The sequence below is a fragment of the Variovorax sp. HW608 genome (assembly GCF_900090195.1).
Taxonomy (GTDB): Bacteria; Pseudomonadota; Gammaproteobacteria; order Burkholderiales; family Burkholderiaceae_C; genus Variovorax.
This window is the reverse complement of sequence record NZ_LT607803.1, coordinates 3,456,507-3,474,134: the sequence shown is the minus strand read 5'-3', so window position 1 is coordinate 3,474,134 and position 17,628 is coordinate 3,456,507. Positions and strand designations below refer to the sequence as shown.

The 17,628-nt window shown below is 69.3% G+C and carries 17 protein-coding genes; 13 read left to right on the top strand and 4 right to left on the bottom strand.

What is annotated here, in order from left to right; translation table 11 throughout:
- Window positions 1-35: 35 nt before the first annotated feature.
- Entirely contained in the window at window positions 36-1,421 is a 1,386-nt protein-coding gene (locus VAR608DRAFT_RS16335; RefSeq protein WP_088955007.1) for an AmpG family muropeptide MFS transporter, read from the bottom strand.
- Between the two features lie 126 nt (window positions 1,422-1,547).
- Here VAR608DRAFT_RS16335 and atzF point away from each other — a divergent pair, with 126 nt between their 5' ends.
- From atzF to VAR608DRAFT_RS16280, 11 genes are all read left to right on the top strand, one after another.
- Window positions 1,548-3,236: an allophanate hydrolase gene (gene atzF, locus VAR608DRAFT_RS16330; protein ID WP_088955006.1), complete on the top strand. Its 1,689-nt coding sequence runs from the start codon at window positions 1,548-1,550 to the stop codon at window positions 3,234-3,236.
- Between the two features lie 11 nt (window positions 3,237-3,247).
- A complete protein-coding gene (locus tag VAR608DRAFT_RS16325; protein ID WP_157731005.1) occupies window positions 3,248-3,454 on the top strand; it encodes a DUF4089 domain-containing protein in 207 nt (68 codons plus the stop codon).
- Window positions 3,451-4,875 carry an AtzE family amidohydrolase gene (locus VAR608DRAFT_RS16320; protein ID WP_088955004.1) on the top strand — a complete coding sequence of 475 codons (1,425 nt, stop codon included), beginning with the start codon at window positions 3,451-3,453 and terminating at the stop codon, window positions 4,873-4,875. The genes VAR608DRAFT_RS16325 and VAR608DRAFT_RS16320 overlap by 4 nt, the downstream gene beginning before the upstream one ends.
- Before the next feature lie 17 nt (window positions 4,876-4,892).
- Entirely contained in the window at window positions 4,893-5,273 is a 381-nt protein-coding gene (gene hpxZ / locus VAR608DRAFT_RS16315) for an oxalurate catabolism protein HpxZ (protein WP_088958820.1), read from the top strand.
- Window positions 5,274-5,394: 121 nt separating this feature from the next.
- Window positions 5,395-6,510 (top strand): BMP family ABC transporter substrate-binding protein, encoded by a 1,116-nt coding sequence (locus tag VAR608DRAFT_RS16310; protein WP_088955003.1) that lies wholly within the window; start codon window positions 5,395-5,397, stop codon window positions 6,508-6,510.
- Window positions 6,511-6,541: 31 nt separating this feature from the next.
- Entirely contained in the window at window positions 6,542-7,630 is a 1,089-nt protein-coding gene (locus tag VAR608DRAFT_RS16305) for an ABC transporter permease (protein WP_088955002.1), read from the top strand.
- A complete protein-coding gene (locus VAR608DRAFT_RS16300) occupies window positions 7,627-8,547 on the top strand; it encodes an ABC transporter permease (protein WP_088955001.1) in 921 nt (306 codons plus the stop codon). The genes VAR608DRAFT_RS16305 and VAR608DRAFT_RS16300 overlap by 4 nt, the downstream gene beginning before the upstream one ends.
- A gap of 5 nt (window positions 8,548-8,552) precedes the next feature.
- The gene (gene biuH, locus VAR608DRAFT_RS16295; protein ID WP_088955000.1) at window positions 8,553-9,269 is read left to right on the top strand and encodes a biuret amidohydrolase; all 717 of its coding nucleotides are present in this window, start codon (window positions 8,553-8,555) and stop codon (window positions 9,267-9,269) included.
- On the top strand, window positions 9,266-10,879 hold the full coding sequence (locus VAR608DRAFT_RS16290; RefSeq protein WP_088954999.1) for an ABC transporter ATP-binding protein: 1,614 nt from the start codon (window positions 9,266-9,268) through the stop codon (window positions 10,877-10,879). Before biuH ends, VAR608DRAFT_RS16290 begins: the two co-directional genes overlap by 4 nt.
- Window positions 10,880-10,895: 16 nt before the next feature.
- Complete coding sequence (locus VAR608DRAFT_RS16285) at window positions 10,896-11,561, top strand: cysteine hydrolase family protein (RefSeq protein ID WP_088958819.1); 666 nt, start codon at window positions 10,896-10,898, stop codon at window positions 11,559-11,561.
- Between the two features lie 10 nt (window positions 11,562-11,571).
- The gene (locus VAR608DRAFT_RS16280; protein WP_088954998.1) at window positions 11,572-12,318 is read left to right on the top strand and encodes a GntR family transcriptional regulator; all 747 of its coding nucleotides are present in this window, start codon (window positions 11,572-11,574) and stop codon (window positions 12,316-12,318) included.
- 39 nt (window positions 12,319-12,357) lie between these two features.
- Here the strand turns inward: VAR608DRAFT_RS16280 and VAR608DRAFT_RS16275 are convergent, their stop codons facing one another.
- Window positions 12,358-13,161, bottom strand: coding sequence for an exodeoxyribonuclease III (locus VAR608DRAFT_RS16275; protein WP_088954997.1), 804 nt, complete (start codon window positions 13,159-13,161; stop codon window positions 12,358-12,360).
- A 13-nt stretch (window positions 13,162-13,174) separates the two neighbouring features.
- On the opposite strand from VAR608DRAFT_RS16275, the gene pyrE reads away from it, so the two are divergent.
- On the top strand, window positions 13,175-13,858 hold the full coding sequence (pyrE, locus tag VAR608DRAFT_RS16270; protein WP_088954996.1) for an orotate phosphoribosyltransferase: 684 nt from the start codon (window positions 13,175-13,177) through the stop codon (window positions 13,856-13,858).
- A gap of 24 nt (window positions 13,859-13,882) precedes the next feature.
- Entirely contained in the window at window positions 13,883-14,569 is a 687-nt protein-coding gene (locus VAR608DRAFT_RS16265; protein ID WP_443082938.1) for a DUF4124 domain-containing protein, read from the top strand.
- A gap of 12 nt (window positions 14,570-14,581) precedes the next feature.
- Here VAR608DRAFT_RS16265 and gatB read toward each other — a convergent pair whose 3' ends face one another.
- Window positions 14,582-16,069 carry an Asp-tRNA(Asn)/Glu-tRNA(Gln) amidotransferase subunit GatB gene (gene gatB, locus VAR608DRAFT_RS16260; RefSeq protein ID WP_088954994.1) on the bottom strand — a complete coding sequence of 496 codons (1,488 nt, stop codon included), beginning with the start codon at window positions 16,067-16,069 and terminating at the stop codon, window positions 14,582-14,584.
- 15 nt (window positions 16,070-16,084) lie between these two features.
- Window positions 16,085-17,572, bottom strand: a complete 1,488-nt coding sequence (gene gatA / locus VAR608DRAFT_RS16255; RefSeq protein ID WP_088954993.1) for an Asp-tRNA(Asn)/Glu-tRNA(Gln) amidotransferase subunit GatA — start codon at window positions 17,570-17,572, stop codon at window positions 16,085-16,087.
- Between the last annotated feature and the right edge of the window lie 56 nt (window positions 17,573-17,628).

Here is a 17,628-nt window from a genome sequence, read left to right as displayed (position 1 = left end):
TGCAACCGTCCGATCCGGTGCGGGGGGCCCATGGATCAGGTGGTGGCGGCAGGGTCGGGCGCCTCATCCTCGTCCTTTTCCTTGTCCTTCGCCGTGCCGTTGGTGTACGAGCGCGACGCCAGCGCCACCAGGAACAGCACCGGCACCCCCAGCGCCGCGGTGCCGACGAAGAAGGCCTGGTAGCCGTAGGCATCCACGAACGCGCCCGAATACCCGGCGATGAACTTGGGCAGCAGCAGCATGAGCGAACTGAACAGCGCGTACTGCGTGGCCGAGTAGCTCACGTTCGTCAGGCTCGACAGGTAGGCGATGAAGGCCGCCGAAGCGATGCCGCCCGCGAGGTTGTCGGCCGACACCACCAGCACCAGCGCCGTGAGGTCGTGGCCGCGCGTGGCGAGCCCGGCAAACAGCAGGTTGCTCGCCGCGCTCAGCACCGCGCCGAGCATCAGCACGCGCATCACGCCGAGCCGCATCGACAGCACGCCTCCGACGAAGGCGCCGAGCAGCGTCATCACCACGCCGTAGATCTTGCTGACGGTGGCGACCTCGTCCTTGGTGAAGCCCATGTCGACGTAGAACGGGTTGGCCATGATGCCCATCACCACGTCGCTGATGCGGTAGATCGCGATCAGGGAGAGGATCAGCACCGCCTGCCACTTGTAGCGGCGGATGAAATCCGCAAAGGGTTCGACGAGCACGCTTTCGAGCCATTCGCCCGCGCTCCGGGGCCGGGGCAGCGCGGCGCGCACCGGTTCGGGCGACAGCAGCACCGTGACGACGCCCACCGCCATCGAGCCGGCCATCACGAGGTAGGCGAACTTCCACGCACCGTTCTGGTAGCCCGCGAGGCCAGGGAGCTCGGCCCAGGCGGCGATCCACAGCACGCCCGCGCCGGCCCAGATCATCGCCAGGCGATAGCCCGTCTGGTAGGCGGCGGCGAGCGCGGCCTGCTTGCGCGCGGCGGCGGATTCGATGCGGAAGGCGTCGAGCGCGATGTCCTGCGTGGCCGATCCGAAAGCCACCAGCACCGCGCACCACACCAGCGGCGGCAGGCCCTCGCGCGGATCGTTGAAGGCCATGCCGACGAGGCCCGCGATCACCGCGAACTGCGCGAGCAGCAGCCAGCCGCGGCGCCGGCCCAGGAGGCTGGTGAACGGCGGCACCGGCACGCGGTCCACCAGCGGCGCCCACGCCCACTTGAAGCCGTAGGCGAGGCCGACCCAGCTCAGGAAGCCGATCGTGGTGCGGTCGATGCCCGCTTCGCGCAGCCGGAAGCTCAGCGTGCCCAGCACCAGCAGCAACGGCAGGCCGGCCGAGAAGCCGAGCGCGAGCATGCGCAGCGTGGCGGGTTCGAGATAGACCTTCAGCGCGTCGCGCCAGGGCAGGGAAGGGGGGGCTTCGGCAGCCGGTGGTGCGGACATGGACGGGTGTTGTGCTGAGGCCTCCCATTATTCCCGCTTGCGTAGTGCGTCCTCGCGGTCGATGCGCGTTCGCGCGTTGGCATACCGCTTGCAAGGCATCTTGTACACAAGACGGGATGCTTAAAGATGGTGCACGAGCAATGGGATGACAGAGCCGGGCCGGCGTGGATCACGCGGCTGGCCGCGCCCGTGAAGACGGCCGGGAGCGGCCCGCTGGCCGGCCTGCGCTTTGCGGCCAAGGACAACATCGACGTGGCCGGCGTGCCGACCACCGCCGCCTGCCCCGCTTTCTCCGAGTTCTCGCGCACACCGGCGGCGCACGCAACGGTGGTGCAGCGCCTGCTCGACGCCGGTGCGGAACTGCTCGGCAAGACCAACCTCGACCAGTTCGCCTGCGGCCTCAACGGCACGCGCTCGCCCTACGGCGCGGTGCCGAACAGCTTCGATCCGCGCTACGTCTCGGGCGGCTCCAGCTCGGGCTCGGCCTACGCGGTGGCGACGGGCGAGGTCGATTTCTCGCTCGGCACCGACACGGCAGGCTCCGGGCGCGTGCCGGCGGGCCTCAACAACATCGTGGGCATCAAGCCGTCGCGCGGCCTCGTGAGCGCGCGCGGCGTGGTGCCGGCGGCGCAGAGCGTGGATTGCGTGTCGATCTTCGCGCGCACCGTCGATCTCGCGGTGCGCGTGCTGCAGGCCGCGATGGGCTTCGACGCCGGCGATCCGTATTCGCGCAGCCTCGCGCTGGCGACGGAGCCGCTGCCGGCGAACTTCCGCTTCGGCGTGCCGTCGCTGCTGCGCTTCTTCGGCGACCTGCAGGCGCAGCAGGCCTTCGCGCAGGCGATCGAGCAGATGCGCGCGCTCGGCGGCACGCCGGTGGAGATCGACTATGCGCCGCTCGCCGAGGCCGCTGCACTGCTCTATGACAGTGCGCTGGTGGCCGAGCGCTACGCCGCGGTGCGCGAGTTCTTCGATGCGCACGAAGCCGAGGTGATCGAACCGGTGCGCGGCATCCTCGCGCAGGGCCGGGACTACAGCGCCGCCGATTTCGTCCTTGCGCGGGTGAAGCTGCAGGCGCTGGCCCAGCGCGCCGCGGCGCTGTGGGACGGCATCGACGTGCTGCTGGTGCCGACCGCGCCGACCCATTACACGATCGAGGCCATGCAGGCCGATCCGGTCGGCCTCAACCGCAACCTGGGCGAGTACACGAACTTCGTCAACCTGCTCGACTACGCGGCCATCTCGGTGCCCGCAAGCATCCGCGAGGACGGCCTGCCTTTCGGCATCACGCTCATCGGCCGCTCGGGCAGCGACTTCCAGCTGGCCGAACTCGGACAGCGCTTTCACCATGCCACCGGCCTCACGCTCGGCGCCACCGGCGAGCCGATGCCCGCGCCGCAGCCGCTGCCGATCGTTGCGCCGGCGGAGGCCGTGCGCGTCGCCGTGGTCGGCGCGCACCTGTCCGGGATGCCGCTCAACGGCCAATTGATCGAACGTGGTGCGCGGCTGCTGCACGCGACGCACACCGCGCCGCAGTACCGCCTCTATGCGCTGGCCGGCACGGTGCCGGCGAAGCCCGGGCTGCTGCGCGTGCCTGCGGACCAAGGCGCCGCAATCGCGGTCGAGATCTGGGAGATGCCGCTTGCGCGCTACGGCAGCTTCGTCGCGCTCATCCCGGCACCGCTTGGCATCGGCAGCGTTCTGCTCGCCGACGGCAGCAGCGTGCAGGGCTTTCTTTGCGAAGCGCTGGCCGTGCTGGGCGGCGAGGACATCACGCACCACGGTGGATGGCGAGCCTACATCGCATCGCGCCGCTGAAAGGAGCCGCCATGACGCCCGCCCAGATCGAAGCCTACGTTGACGCGACATCCGCCGCCCTCGGCCTGCGGCTGCGGCCCGACCACCGTGCGGGTGTCCTCCGCTACTTCGCGCTCGCGGCCGAGTTCGCCGCGGTCGTCGATGCGGTGCCGCTCACGCCGCACCACGAACCTGCGGTGGCGTTTTCGCCGGTCGTGCCGAGGGAGAAAGAGCAATGAACGCTGCCGGGATCGTGCTCAAGGATGCGACCTCGATGGCCGAGGCGGTGCGCTCGGGCGTGCTGAGTGCCGGCGCGCTCGTGCAGGCCAGCCTCGACCGCATTGCGGCCACCGACGTACGCGTGAACGCATTCACCGACGTGGTCCGCGAGCGCGCGTTGCGGCGCGCGTCGCAGATCGACGAGTCCCTCGCGTCGGACAGGGGCGCGCGCACGCGCGAACTGCCGCTCCTGGGCGTGCCCTTCGCGGTGAAGAACCTCTTCGACATCGCCGGCCTGCCGACGCTCGCGGGCTCGAAGATCGAGCGCGAGGCCACGCCGGCGCGCGCCGATGCGGCGCTCGTGCGCCGGCTGGAGAGCGCCGGCGCAGTGCTGGTCGGCGCGCTCAACATGGACGAGTACGCCTACGGCTTCACCACCGAGAACAGCCACGTCGGCGCGGCACACAACCCGCATGACCTGTCGCGCATCGCGGGCGGTTCGTCCGGCGGCTCCGGCGCGGCGGTGGCGGCAGGGCAGGTGCCGATCACGCTCGGCTCGGACACCAACGGATCGATCCGCGTGCCCGCATCGCTGTGCGGGGTGTTCGGGCTCAAGCCGACCTTCGGCCGCCTGCCGCGCACCGGCAGCTATCCCTTCGTGTCGAGCCTCGACCATCTGGGCCCGTTCGCGCGTTCGGTGCGTGATCTGGCGGCGGCCTATGACGCGATGCAAGGCCCGGAGACCCTGGGGCCGCGCGATCCCGGATGCGCGCAGCGGAGCATCGAGCTCGCGTCGCCGGCCCTGGGGCACGGCCTGCACGGGCTGCGCATCGGCGTGCTCGGCGGCTGGTTCCGCGAACGGGCGCTCCCCGAAGCGATCACCGCAGTGGATGCGGTCGCGCAGGCCCTGGGCGCGAACCACACGGTGGAGCTGCCCATGGTCGAGGCGGGACGCGCAGCCGCCTTCCTCATCACCAACGCCGAGGGCGCAGCGCTGCATCTGCCGGACCTGCGCGCGCGCCCGCAGGACTTCGAGCCGCTGTCGCGCGACCGCTTTCTCGCGGGCGCGCTGCTGCCGGCCGCGTGGGTCGCGCGGGCGCAGCGCGTGCGGCGGCTCTATGCGCAGCAGGTCGCGCGCCTGTTCGAACGCTTCGATGTGCTGCTTGCGCCCGCCACGCCGTGCGCCGCGACGCCGATCGGCGCCGAATGGTTCGAGCTCCATGGCCAGCGCCTGCCGGTGCGGCCCAACATGGGCGTGCTGACTCAGCCCATCTCGTGCATCGGCCTGCCGGTGTGCGCGGTGCCGGTGTGGGGCGCGCATCCCAGCCTGCCGATCGGCGTGCAGGTGATCGCCGCGCCATGGCGCGAAGACCTGGTGCTGCGCGTTGCCGCGGCGCTCGAATCGGCAGGCGTCGCGCAGGCGCCTGTCGCACCGCTTTGAAGAAAGCCGACCCGACGATGACGCTCCCCATCAATCTCCCCGAGGTCGTGGCCGAAGTCAGCGCCGCCTTCGATCGCTACGAAGACGCGCTGGTGAACAACAAGGTCGATGTGCTGGACGAGCTGTTCTGGGACAGCCCGTACACGCTGCGCTACGGCGCGACCGAGAACCTCTACGGCTACGTGGAGATCCAGGCGTTCCGCGCCGCGCGCCCGGCGCAGGGCCTGGCGCGCCAGATCCTGCGCACCGTGATCACCACCTATGGGCGCGAGTTCGCGACCGCCAACATCGAATTCCGCCGCGAGGGAAGCACAAGGACGGGGCGCCAGAGCCAGACATGGGTCCGCACCGCCCAAGGCTGGCGCGTCGTGGCCGCGCACGTGAGCCTTCTGGGCTGATTCCGGCCCCTTTCGAGCCCCATTCCGGCGCATCGCCACTGGTACGGTTTATGCATACCAACTTGTATCCAAGTTAGGCCTTCAGCGCCCTCCGACCCCTTCACTTCCAGGAGCCTGCACCATGAGCCAGTTCAATCGCCGAGATTCCCTCAAGTCCCTTGCAGCACTCGCGTCGGCGACGACGCTCGGTGGCTGGAGCGCGCTCGCGCGGGCGCAGAAACCGATGACGGTCGGCGTGATCTATGTCGGGCCGCGCGACGACTACGGCTACAACCAGGCGCATGCGCAAGCGGCCGCCGAGCTCAAGAAGATGCCTGGCATCAAGGTGGTCGAGGAAGAGAACGTGCCCGAGACCGCGGCGGTGCAGAAGACGATGACCGGCATGATCGCGCAGGACGGCGCGTCGCTGCTCTTCCCGACCTCGTTCGGCTACTTCGATCCGCACATCCTCGCGGTCGCGCCCAAGTACCCCGACGTGCGCTTCTCGCACTGCGGCGGCCTCTGGACCGAGGGCAAGCATCCGAAGAACGTCGGCAGCTTCTTCGGCTACATCGACGAGTGCCAGTACCTCAACGGCGTCGTGGCCGGCCACATGACGAAGAGCAACAAGATCGCCTTCGTCGCCGCCAAGCCCATTCCGCAGGTGCTGCGCAACATCAATGCCTTCACGATGGGCGCGCGCTCGGTCAAGCCGAACATCACCTGCAGCGTGATCTTCACCGGCGACTGGTCGATGGCCGTGAAGGAGGCCGAGGCCACCAACAGCCTCGCGGACCAGGGCTGCGACGTGTTCACGATGCACGTCGACGGCCCGAAGGTGGTCGTCGAGACGGCCGCCAAGCGCGGCAAGATGGTCTGCGGCTACCACGCGAGCCAGGCCAAGCTGGCGCCCGCCGCGTACCTCACCGGCGCCGAATGGAACTGGCTCACCGCCTACAAGACCATCATCGAAGCGGCAGAGGCCGGCAAGCCGCACCCGAACTTCCTGCGCGGCGGCCTCAAGGAAGGCTACGTGAAGATGTCGCCCTACGGCTCGATGGTGACCGACGCGGCGAAGAAGAACGCCGACGACATCAAGGCCAGGATGCTCGCCGGGACCTTCGACATCTTCCAGGGGCCGCTCAAGGACAACAAGGGCAGTGTCGTGATCGCCGCCGGCAAGACGCTCAAGCAGACGGATCTCGAACTGGAAAAGATGAACTACCTCGTCGAAGGCGTCGTCGGCTCCGTAGGCTGAGCCCTGCGCCCCGTCAGCACCCGAGCCCACGATGCCCAGCGCATTGAAAGAGATCGCCCTGCCGGTGCTCGCCATCGCGGCGGCGCTGCTGCTGTTCGGCGTGTTCGTCTGGTTCGCCGGCGTGAGCCCGGTGGATGTCTGGGTCATCCTCTTCAAGGGCGCGTTCGGCGACTGGTTCTCGTGGCAGAACACCCTGCAGCGCGCGGCGCCGCTGATGCTCACCGCGCTGTGCGTGGCGATTCCCGCGCGCGCGGGGCTGGTGATCATCGGCGGCGAAGGCGCGCTGGTGCTGGGCGGGCTGGCGTGCGCGGCATTGCCTTACGTGATGCCGCTGCCGGCCAACATCGCCGGCACCTTCGCGCTGTGCGTGGCGGGCGCGCTCGCGGGTGCGGCGTGGATCGCCCTGGCCGGCTGGCTGCGCCAGTACCGCGGCATCAACGAGACCATCAGCAGCCTGCTGCTGGCCTATGTCGCGATCGGCCTCTTCAAGCATTTCGTCGAAGGCGCATTGCGCGATCCGGCGAGCCTCAACAAGCCGGCCACGCGCTCGCTCGCCGACGGGTTGGGCATCGGCGGCATCGGCGGTTCGGACGTGCACTGGGGTCTCGCGATCGGCGTCGTGGCGTGCCTCGCTTCCGGGCTGTGGCTTCGCTTCACGGCCTCGGGCTTTTCTGTGCGCGTGGTCGGTGGCAACCCGCGCACTGCGCAGCTGGTCGGATTGCCGGCCAACCGCTTGATCCTGGCCGCGTGCGGGCTCGGCGGCGCGTGCGCCGGCGTGGCGGGTGCGGTCGAAGTCGCCGCGGTGCACACCAATGCGAATGCGTCGCTGATCGCCGGCTACGGCTATGCGGGCATCCTCGTGTCCTTCATTGCGCGGCACAACCCGGTCGCGATCGTTCCGGTGGCGATCCTCTTCGGCGGATTCGGTGCCGCCGGCAGCCTGCTGCAACGGCGGCTCGGGCTGCCGGATGCGTCGGTGCTAGTGCTGCAGGGCGTCGCCTTCGTGCTGATCCTCGCGAGCGAAGGGCTGCGCATGATCGACTGGAAGGGGCTGGTCAAGAGCCGCGCGCCGGCCGCGCCGCGCGCTGCCGCGATCGCGGCGACGGAGGTCACGCCATGACGGCCGACCAGTGGGTCGCGCTCTTCGCGGCGATCATCGGCGGCGCCTTGCGCGTCGGGGCGCCCTTTCTCTTCGTGAGCCTCGGCGAATGCCTGACCGAGAAATCGGGCCGCATCAACCTCGGGCTCGAAGGCGTGCTGGTGCTGTCGGCGATGGCGTCGTTCGGCGGCGCCTGGCTCACCGATTCGGCCTGGCTCGGCGCGCTGATCGGCGCCGTCGCCGGCGCGATGCTCGCGCTGCTGCATGGCCTCCTGTGTTCGCTCGATCGGGTGAACGACGTCGCGACCGGCATCGCGCTGATGCTGTTCGGCACCGGCCTCGCGTTCTATCTCGGCAAGCCGCTGATCCAGCCGCAGGCGCCGCAACTGCCGGCCATTGCGCTGGGCAACTGGAGCGACAACCCGGTGATCCGCTCGGCGCTGCAGGTCAACGCGCTGGTGCCGGTCGGCATCGCGCTCGCGGTGCTGCTGTGGTGGGGCTTCGCGCGCACGCGCATCGGCCTCCTGGTGCGCATGGCGGGCGATTCGGCGAACGCGACGCGGGCCCTCGGCTACTCGGTCTCGGGGCTGCGCATCGCGGCGACCACGGCGGGCGGCTTCATCGCCGGGCTCGGCGGCGCGTCGCTCACGCTCTTCTATCCCGGCAGCTGGAACGAAGGCATCTCCAGCGGACAAGGCCTGATCGCGGTCGCGCTGGTGATCTTCGCGCGCTGGAGCCCGCTGCGCTGCATCGGCGCGGCGCTGCTGTTCGGCGGCGCGGGCGCGATCGGGCCGGCGCTGCAATCGATCGGGGTGGGCTGGGGGTATCACCTCTTCAACACCGTGCCCTACGTGCTCACGCTCGTGATCCTCGTGCTGACCTGCAAGCCGGGCAAGGTGGCGGTCGGCAGTCCGGGCGAACTGTCTTCCACACGATGAACGCCATGAACACCACACATGTTGCGGCAGAGCCCTATCTCTGGCCCTACAACGGCGCGCTGCGGCCGGACAACACCGCGCTGATCGTCATCGACATGCAGACCGACTTCTGCGGCGAGGGCGGCTACGTCGACGTGATGGGCTACGACCTCACGCTGGTGCAGGCGCCGATCGAGCCGATCCGCCGCACGCTGGCGCGGATGCGGCAACTGGGCTTTCACATCATCCATACGCGTGAAGGCCATCGCCCGGATCTCGCCGACCTGCCCGCGAACAAGCGCTGGCGCTCGCGGCAGATCGGCGCGAATGGCGTCGGCATCGGCGATGCGGGCCCGTGCGGCCGCATCCTCGTGCGCGGCGAGCCGGGCTGGGAAATCATCCCCGCGCTCGCGCCGATCGACGGCGAAGTGGTGATCGACAAGCCGGGCAAGGGCTCGTTCTACGCGACCGATCTCGAACTGGTGCTGCACACGCGCGGCATCGAGAACCTGATCCTCGCCGGCATCACCACCGACGTCTGCGTGCACACCACGATGCGCGACGCCAACGACCGCGGCTTCGAGTGCCTGCTGCTGTCGGACTGCACCGCCGCGACGGACCACGGCAACCATCTCGCGGCGCTCAAGATGATCACGATGCAGGGCGGGGTGTTCGGCGCGCATGCGAGCTCCGGCGCGCTGCTGGAAACGCTGGCGACCTTCCGAGAGGCCACCGCACCATGATTGCACCCGTCGATCCGATCACGCCGGCCACCGGCGCCCTCGCGCTGGACACCTACGAGCTCACCAAGCGCTTCGGCAGCTTCACCGCGATGGACCGCGTGACGATGCGCGTGGAGCCCGGCACCGTGCACGCGCTGCTCGGCGAGAACGGCGCGGGCAAGAGCACGCTCGTCAAGTGCGTCGCCGGCTACCAGCGCGCCGAGGAGGGCAGCATCCTCATCGACGGCCGCGAGCAGGACATCGCCAACCCGATCGTCGCCCGCGCGCTCGGCATCGGCATGGTCTACCAGCACTTCACGCTCGCGCCGGGCATGACGGTGGCCGAGAACCTGCTCCTGGCCGGCGGCAAGACACCGCTGCTCATCGACTGGAAGCGCAAGCGCGCCGAGCTGAAGGACTTCCTCGCCACCACGCCCTTCAGCCTCGACCTCGACATGCGCCCGGCCGAGCTCGCGGCCGGCGAGAAGCAGAAGCTCGAGCTGCTCAAGCAGCTCTACCTGAAGCCGCGCCTCCTGATCCTCGACGAGCCGACCTCGGTGCTGACACCGCAGGAGGCCGACGAAGTGCTCGGCCATGTGCGCGAGTTCGCGCAGAGCGGCATGTGCACCGTGCTCATCATCACGCACAAGTTCCGCGAGGTGATGGCCTATGCGGACAGCGTGACGGTGCTGCGGCGCGGCAAGGCAGTGCATCACTGCAAGGTGACGGACACCGACCCCGCGCGGCTCGCGGCGGCGATGATGGGCGAGGGGGAGGGGCCGCCCCCCGAAGGCGATACGCCGCCGGCCTCCGGTCGCGCATGGCATGCGGTGACGCCCACGCGCGCCGATGCGCCGGTTGCACTCAAAGTGGAGCGGCTGAGCGCCCAAGGCGATCGCGGCACGCTCGCGGTGCACGACCTCAGCCTGCAGGTGCGCAGCGGCGAGATCCTCGGCGTGGCCGGCGTGTCGGGCAATGGCCAGCGCGAGCTGGTCGAGGCGCTGGTCGGCCAGCGCCCGCGCCTTCGCGGACAGGTCACGGTGATGGGCGAGCCCTACGGCGCGCGGCGCGAGGAGAACCGCCGGCTGAAGGTGCGCAGCCTCCCCGAAGAGCCGCTGCGCAATGCCTGCGTGGGCGATCTCAGCGTGTCGGAAAACATGGCGCTGCGCGATTTCGACCAGCCGCCGCTGGCCTGGAAGGCGAGCGGCGCGGACGTGCTGAACTTTCCGGTCTGGCGCAGCCGCGCGCGCGAGTGGATCGCGGAGTACGGCGTCAAGACGCAGGGCGAAGGCGCCCCGATCCGAAGCCTGTCCGGCGGCAACGTGCAGCGCGCGGTGCTGGCGCGGGAGCTGGCTGGCGACATCAACGTGCTGATCGCGGCGAACCCGGTGTTCGGCCTCGACTTCGCGGCGGTCGCGGAGATCCACGGCCGCATCAGGCAGGTGCGCGCACGCGGCGGTGCGGTGCTGCTCATCAGCGAGGATCTCGACGAGCTGCTCGAAATGGCCGACCGCATCGTCGTGATGAGCGAAGGCCGCGTGGTCTTCGAGACGCCCGCCGCCACCGCCGAGCGCCATGTGCTCGGCGCGCACATGGGCGGCGGGGACCATCAGCACGCGGCTGCCGCATAAGCTTGCGGACATCCCCATGCAGATCGACGCCAATCCGTTCGCCTACGAATTCGAGCTCGCGAAGACCGCGCTCGTGCTCATCGACATGCAGCGCGACTTCATCGAGCCCGGCGGCTTCGGCGAAACGCTGGGCAACGACGTGTCGCTGCTCGAAGCCATCGTGCCGGCGACCCGCAGGGCGCTCCAGGCGTGGCGCAAGGCCGGCGGCCTCGTCGTCCACACGCGCGAGGCGCACCAGCCCGATCTTTCGGACTGTCCGCCGGCCAAGCGCAACCGCGGCAATCCGACCCTGCGCATCGGCGACGAAGGGCCGATGGGCCGCATCCTCGTGATGGGCGAGCCCGGCAACCAGATCATCGAGGCGCTCGCGCCGGCCCCGGGCGAGATCGTGGTCGACAAGCCCGGCAAGGGCGCCTTCTACGCCACCGGCCTGCACGAGATGCTGAAGCGGCGCGGCATCACGCACCTGATTTTCGGCGGCGTGACCACCGAGGTCTGCGTGCAGACCAGCATGCGCGAGGCCAACGACCGCGGCTACGACTGCCTGCTGCTCGAAGACTGCACCGAAAGCTACTTTCCCGCCTTCAAGGCGGCAGCCATCGAGATGATCCGCGCGCAGGGCGCGATCGTCGGCTGGACCGCCCGCAGCGAAACACTGCTCGCCGCGCTCGACAGGCCCTAACATTCCATTCGTGTCCAACGTCCGATCCCCTTCCGACCCCGCCGCCACCGCGTCCCAGGACGCGGCCTTTCGCACACGCGCCGACCAGGTCTATGCGCAACTCAAGCGCGACGTCGCCGAGTTCCGCCTCGTGCCGGGCGACCGCTTCACCGAGAACGAAATCAGCGAGCGGCTCGGCGTCTCGCGCACGCCGGTGCGGCAGGCGCTGTTCCGGCTGCAGCAGGAAGGCTTCGTCGAAGTGCTGTTCCGCAGCGGCTGGCGGGTGCTGCCTTTCGACTTCGACCAGTTCGAGCAGCTCTACGACCTGCGCATGGTGCTGGAGACCACCGCGGTGCACCGGCTCTGCGAAAGCGACCATCGCGTGGACCGCAGCCTGCTCGACAGCCTCGCCAGCATCTGGCTGGTGCCGGCCGCGCAACGCAGCACCGACACGGTGCAGGTCGCGCAATGGGACGAGGCCTTCCACTGCGCGCTCGTCGAAGCCGCCGGCAATGCCGAGATGGCGCGCGTGCATCGTGACGTGACCGATCGCATCCGCATCATCCGCCGGCTCGACTTCACCAAGCAGCCGCGCATCGATGCGACCTACGACGAGCACGCCAAGATCCTGAAGGCGATCCGTGCGAATCGCGGCGATCAGGCCGCGATGCTGCTGCGCGCGCACATCGAGACCAGCCAGGCCGAGGTGCGCAAGATCACGCTGCACGAGGTGCACATGGCGCAGCATGCGGGCCGCGCGCGACGGCCCGGGCGCTGAGCTCGCTGCGTTGCTCAGCCGGCGGCGGTGCCGCCGCGCTCAGAGCTTGAATTCGTAGTCGACCGTGATCGGCGCATGGTCGCTGAACTTGATCGTCTTGAAGATCGACTCGGTGCGCGCGAGCTTCGCGATCGCCGGCGTGGCGAGGTGGTAGTCCAGACGCCACCCGACGTTGTTCGCGTAGGCCTGGCCCCGGTTGCTCCACCATGTGTAGGCCTCGCCGGTGGTCTCGGGCTTGAGCTGGCGGTAGACGTCGACGAGGCCCGCGCCTTCCGCGCCGGCGTCGAGCAGCTTCGTCATCCAGGCGCGCTCCTCAGGCAGGAAGCCGCTGTTCTTCTGGTTGCCGCGCCAGTTCTTGAGGTCGATCTCCTTGTGCGCGATGTTGATGTCGCCGCACAGGATGAACTCGCGCTCCCTCTTGAGCGCGACCAGGTGCGGGAAGAAGCGCTTGAGAAAGCGGAACTTCGCCTCTTGCCGCTCCTCGCCGGACGATCCGCTCGGGAAATAGCAGCTGATCACCGAAAGCTTGCGCCGGGGCGTGTCGAAGCGCAGTTCGAGGTAGCGGCCCTCGGCATCGAATTCGGTGTCGCCCCAGCCGACCACGACGTCGCTCGGCGCGTGCCGGGTGTAGACGGCGGTGCCCGAATAGCCCTTCTTCTCGGCGAAGTGGAAGTGGCCCCTGAGGCCCGCCATCTGCTCGAAGCGGCCCTCGATGTCGCTGGCCTGAACGCGGGTTTCCTGCATGCAAATACAATCCGGCGCCAGTTCGGCCACCCAGTCGGCGACGCCCTTGGTGGCAGCCGATCTGAGGCCGTTGAGGTTGAGGCTGGTCAGTTTGAACACGAGGACATTCCCTATGGCTGGAGAGATCGGAGAGGGCGGCGCGCTGGCACAGGATTTCGTGCAGTTCGCCCTGGAGTCGGGGGTGCTGCGCTTCGGCCAGTTCAAGACCAAGGCCGGTCGCATGAGCCCCTATTTCTTCAATGCGGGCCTGTTCGACGATGGCGCCAAGATCGCGCGGCTCGCAGGATTCTATGCAGACCGCCTGATCGAGAGCGGCCTCGAATTCGACATGATCTTCGGCCCGGCCTACAAGGGCATCCCGCTGGGCGCGACGGTGGCCGCCGAGCTCGCGCGGCGCGGACGCAACGTGCCGTTCGCCTACAACCGCAAGGAAGCCAAGGACCACGGCGAGGGCGGCACGCTGGTCGGCGCGCCGCTCAAGGGCCGGGTGCTGATCGTCGACGACGTGATGTCGGCCGGCACGGCGGTGCGCGAATCGATCGCCGCCATCCGCAATGCCGGCGCCACGCCGCACGCGGTGGCGATCGCGCTGGACCGTCAGGAGAAAGCGACCGAGAACGGCGTCGACGTGGACCACAGCGCCGTGCAATATGTACGGAATCAGCTCGGCCTGCAGGTGGTGGCGATCGCGACGCTCGACGACTTGTTACAGTACCTGTCGGGCCGCGCCGACGGAGAATTGGGCGCCTACCGTCAGGGAGTGTTGGAGTACAGGGCGCGCTACGGCGCGCGCTGATTCGACCTGCCTGAAGGATGGACGTTGGCGAGAACCCAAGCACTGTTGGCTTTCATGGCGCTCGCGCTGGCTGCGGCCGGTGGGGCGCAGGCGCAGCAATCCGGTGCGGCTCGCCAGCCGGGCGGCGGCGGCGCCGGCCCCGGCATCTACAGCTGTGTCGACGCCAAGGGTCGCACGATCACCGCGGATCGTCCGGTCGCGGATTGCATCGACCGCGAGCAGCGCGAACTGAGCCCCAGCGGCACCACGCGCCGCAAGATCGAACCCACCTACACCGCGCGCGAGCAGGCCGAGCGTGAAGAGCGCGAGCGCCAGGCCCAGCTGCAGGCCGCGCGCCAGGTCGAGGAGCGCCGGCGCGAACGCGCCTTGCTGGTCCGCTACCCGAACGCCGCCGCGCACGACCGCGAACGCGCCGAGGCGCTGGTGCAGATCGATGCGGTGACCAATGCCGCCAGGAAGCGCCTGGGCGAACTGGCCGAGGACCGCAAGCGCATCGATGACGAGCTCGAGTTCTACAAGAGCGATCCGGCCAAGGCGCCCGGTTCGCTTCGTCGCAAGGCCGACGACAACGCGCGCAGCGTCGATGTGCAGAACCGCTTCATCGCGGAGCAGGAAGAAGAAAAGAAGCGCGTCAACGCGCGCTTCGACGAGGAGCAGGCCCGCCTGAAGCCGCTCTGGGCCGCCAATGCGGCCTCGCAGGCGCAGCGCTGACCGCCGCCCCGTTCAGCCCAGCTTTGACTTCAGCAGCGCATTGACCTGCGCCGGGTTGGCCTTGCCCTGGCTGGCCTTCATGACCTGGCCGACCAGCGCGTTGAAGGCCTTGTCCTTGCCGGCGCGGTATTCGTCGATGTTCTTCTGGTTGGTGGCCAGGACGCCATCGATGATCTTCTCGAGCGCACCGGTGTCGCTCATCTGCTTCAGGCCCTTGGCCTCGATCACGCGGTCGACATCCTGGCCTTCGCCGGTCCAGAGCGCGTCGAACACCTGGCGCGCGGCGTTGTTCGAGATGGTGCCGTCGCTGATGCGCGCAATGAGCTTGGCGAGTTGCGCGGGACGCACCGGCGCTTCGTCGATGCCGATGTCCTGCAGGTTCAGCCGGCGCGCGATCTCGCCGGTGATCCAGTTGCTCGCGAGCTTGGGCGAAGCGCCCTCGCTCACCGCATCGTCGAAATAGCGCGCGAGCGCGGGGCTCTGCGTGAGCTGCGTCGCGTCGTATTCCGACAGGCCGTGCTGCTGCACGTAGCGCTCGGCCATCGCGCGCGGCAGCTCGGGCATCCCGGCGCGCACGCGCTCGATCCACTCGGTCGCGATCGCCAGCGGCGGCAGGTCCGGGTCGGGAAAGTAGCGGTAGTCGGCGGCGTCTTCCTTGGTGCGCATGGCGCGCGTCTCGCCGGTGTCGGGGTCGAACAGCACCGTCGCCTGCTGGATCGCGCGGCCTTCCTCCAGTTCGTCGATCTGCCAGCGGATCTCGTAGTCGATCGCCTGCTGCATGAACTTGAAGCTGTTGAGGTTCTTGATCTCGCGCCGCGTGCCCAGCGGCTCGCCGGGCTTGCGCACCGACACGTTGGCGTCGCAGCGGAAGCTGCCTTCCTGCATGTTGCCGTCGCAGATGCCGATCCAGGTCACGATCTTGTGCAGCTCGCGCGCATAGGCCACGGCCTCGGCGGTGGAACGCATGTCGGGCTCGGTCACGATTTCCAGGAGCGGCGTGCCGGCGCGGTTGAGGTCGATGCCCGACTGGCCGACGAAGTCCTCGTGCAGCGACTTGCCGGCGTCTTCCTCGAGATGCGCGCGCACCAGGCGCACCGTCTTCTTCTCGTCGCCGAGGTAGAAGCTCACCGAGCCGCCCTGCACGACCGGGATCTCGTACTGGCTGATCTGGTAGCCCTTCGGCAGGTCGGGGTAGAAGTAGTTCTTGCGCGCGAACACGCTGCGCGGCGCGATGTGCGAGCCGAGCGCGAGGCCGAGCCTGATCGCGCGCTCGACCGCGCCCTTGTTCATCACCGGCAGCGTGCCGGGCAGCGCGAGATCGACCGCGCTGGCCTGCGTGTTCGGCTCCGCGCCGAAGGCGGTCGAGGCGCGGCTGAAGATCTTCGATGCGGTGGAAAGCTGGGCGTGCGTCTCGAAGCCGATGATGACTTCATAGCCGCGCACCAGCGGACCCGTCGGGCGTCCCTGCTGTTGCGCTTCAAAGGTGTTGGTTTCGCTCATGTCAGTTCTTCGCCATCAAAAGCCGACAGGCGCGCGCTGGTGCCAGTCGGTGGCTTGCTGGAAGCGGTGCGCCGCGTTGAGTAGTCGCGATTCCTCACAGTAGTTGCCGAGCAACTGCAGGCCGACCGGCATGCCGCTGTCGAAGCCGGCCGGGATGCTCATGCCGGGCAGGCCCGCGAGCGAACCCGGCAGCGTGAAGATGTCGGCCAGGTAGTCGGCCACCGGGTCGCCGCCGTGCTCGCCGAGCTTCCATGCGACCGTCGGCACGGCCGGGCCGGCGATCAGGTCGCATTGCTCGAAGGCCTGCTGGAAGTCGTCCGCGATCATGCGGCGCACCTTTTGCGCCTGCAGGTAGTAGGCGTCGTAATAGCCGTGCGACAGCACGTAGGTGCCGATCATGATGCGGCGCTTGACCTCGTCGCCGAAGCCCTCCTCGCGCGTCCTGGCGTACATGTCGGCGAGGTCGCGATAGTCCTTGGCGCGATGGCCGAACTTGACGCCGTCGAAGCGGCTCAGGTTGCTCGATGCCTCGGCCGCCGCAATGATGTAGTAGACCGGGATCGACAGCTCGGTGCGCGGCAGCGTGATCTCGACGCGGCGGGCACCGAGCTTTTCGTATTCGGCGAGCGCGGCCTCGACCACGGCGCGCACGCCGGGCGCCACGCCGTCGCCGAGGAATTCCTTCGGCACGCCGATGCGCAGGCCTTCGAGCGAATCGCCGAGGCGGCGCGAGAAGTCCTCGGCCGGGCGGTCGAGCGAGGTCGAGTCGCGGTCCGGGTCCGGGCCGCACATGGCGGACAGCAGCAGGGCGCAGTCTTCGGCCGAGCGGGCCATCGGGCCGGCCTGGTCGAGGCTCGACGCGAAGGCGACCATGCCATAGCGCGAGGCGCGGCCGTAGGTCGGCTTGATGCCGGTCACGCCGCAGAACGAGGCCGGCTGGCGGATCGAGCCGCCCGTGTCGGTGCCGGTGGCGGCGGGCGCGAGGCGTGCCGCCACGGCCGCCGCGCTGCCGCCCGACGAGCCGCCGGGGATGCGGCCTGGGTCCCAGGGATTGCGCACCGGCACCGCCTTGTCGAAGCCGACCGCGGGCACCGCGACGTTCTCGTTGGACGAGCCCATCGCGAATTCGTCGCAGCTGAGCTTGCCGAGCGTCACCGCGCCGGCTTCGGCGAGACGCCGCACCACGGTGGCGTCGAAGGGCGAGCGATAGCCGGCCAGGATCTGCGAACCCGCGCTGGTCGGCAGGCCGGTGGTCACGAAGATGTCCTTGTGGGCAATCGGCACGCCGGTGAGCGCGCCGGCATTGCCGGCGGCGAGCTTCTGGTCGGCGGCGCGGGCCTGCGCGAGCGTGAGTTCTTCGTCGACGGCCACGAAGGCGCCGAGGTCCTTGTGCTGGCCGATGCGGTCGAGCTGGTGCCGCGCTGCCTCGACCGCCGACACCTTGCGCCCCTGCAGCGCCTTGGCGAGCTCGGTCACGCCCATCTGATGGATTGCGACGCTCATTTCAGCCCCCACTCTCGGCACTTCGTGTCCTCGCTGCCCCCCGAGGGGGCGCGAGC

Coding starts and splice junctions, on each gene's coding strand:
- VAR608DRAFT_RS16335 (WP_088955007.1), bottom strand. CDS start 1,421: ATGTCCGCACCACCGGCTGCCGAAGCCCCCCCTTCCCTGCCCTGGCGC.
- gatB (WP_088954994.1), bottom strand. CDS start 16,069: ATGAGCGAAACCAACACCTTTGAAGCGCAACAGCAGGGACGCCCGACG.
- pyrE (WP_088954996.1), top strand. CDS start 13,175: ATGGCTGGAGAGATCGGAGAGGGCGGCGCGCTGGCACAGGATTTCGTG.
- VAR608DRAFT_RS16310 (WP_088955003.1), top strand. CDS start 5,395: ATGAGCCAGTTCAATCGCCGAGATTCCCTCAAGTCCCTTGCAGCACTC.
- VAR608DRAFT_RS16320 (WP_088955004.1), top strand. CDS start 3,451: ATGAACGCTGCCGGGATCGTGCTCAAGGATGCGACCTCGATGGCCGAG.
- gatA (WP_088954993.1), bottom strand. CDS start 17,572: ATGAGCGTCGCAATCCATCAGATGGGCGTGACCGAGCTCGCCAAGGCG.
- VAR608DRAFT_RS16300 (WP_088955001.1), top strand. CDS start 7,627: ATGACGGCCGACCAGTGGGTCGCGCTCTTCGCGGCGATCATCGGCGGC.
- hpxZ (WP_088958820.1), top strand. CDS start 4,893: ATGACGCTCCCCATCAATCTCCCCGAGGTCGTGGCCGAAGTCAGCGCC.
- biuH (WP_088955000.1), top strand. CDS start 8,553: ATGAACACCACACATGTTGCGGCAGAGCCCTATCTCTGGCCCTACAAC.
- VAR608DRAFT_RS16305 (WP_088955002.1), top strand. CDS start 6,542: ATGCCCAGCGCATTGAAAGAGATCGCCCTGCCGGTGCTCGCCATCGCG.
- VAR608DRAFT_RS16325 (WP_157731005.1), top strand. CDS start 3,248: ATGACGCCCGCCCAGATCGAAGCCTACGTTGACGCGACATCCGCCGCC.
- atzF (WP_088955006.1), top strand. CDS start 1,548: ATGGTGCACGAGCAATGGGATGACAGAGCCGGGCCGGCGTGGATCACG.
- VAR608DRAFT_RS16290 (WP_088954999.1), top strand. CDS start 9,266: ATGATTGCACCCGTCGATCCGATCACGCCGGCCACCGGCGCCCTCGCG.
- VAR608DRAFT_RS16285 (WP_088958819.1), top strand. CDS start 10,896: ATGCAGATCGACGCCAATCCGTTCGCCTACGAATTCGAGCTCGCGAAG.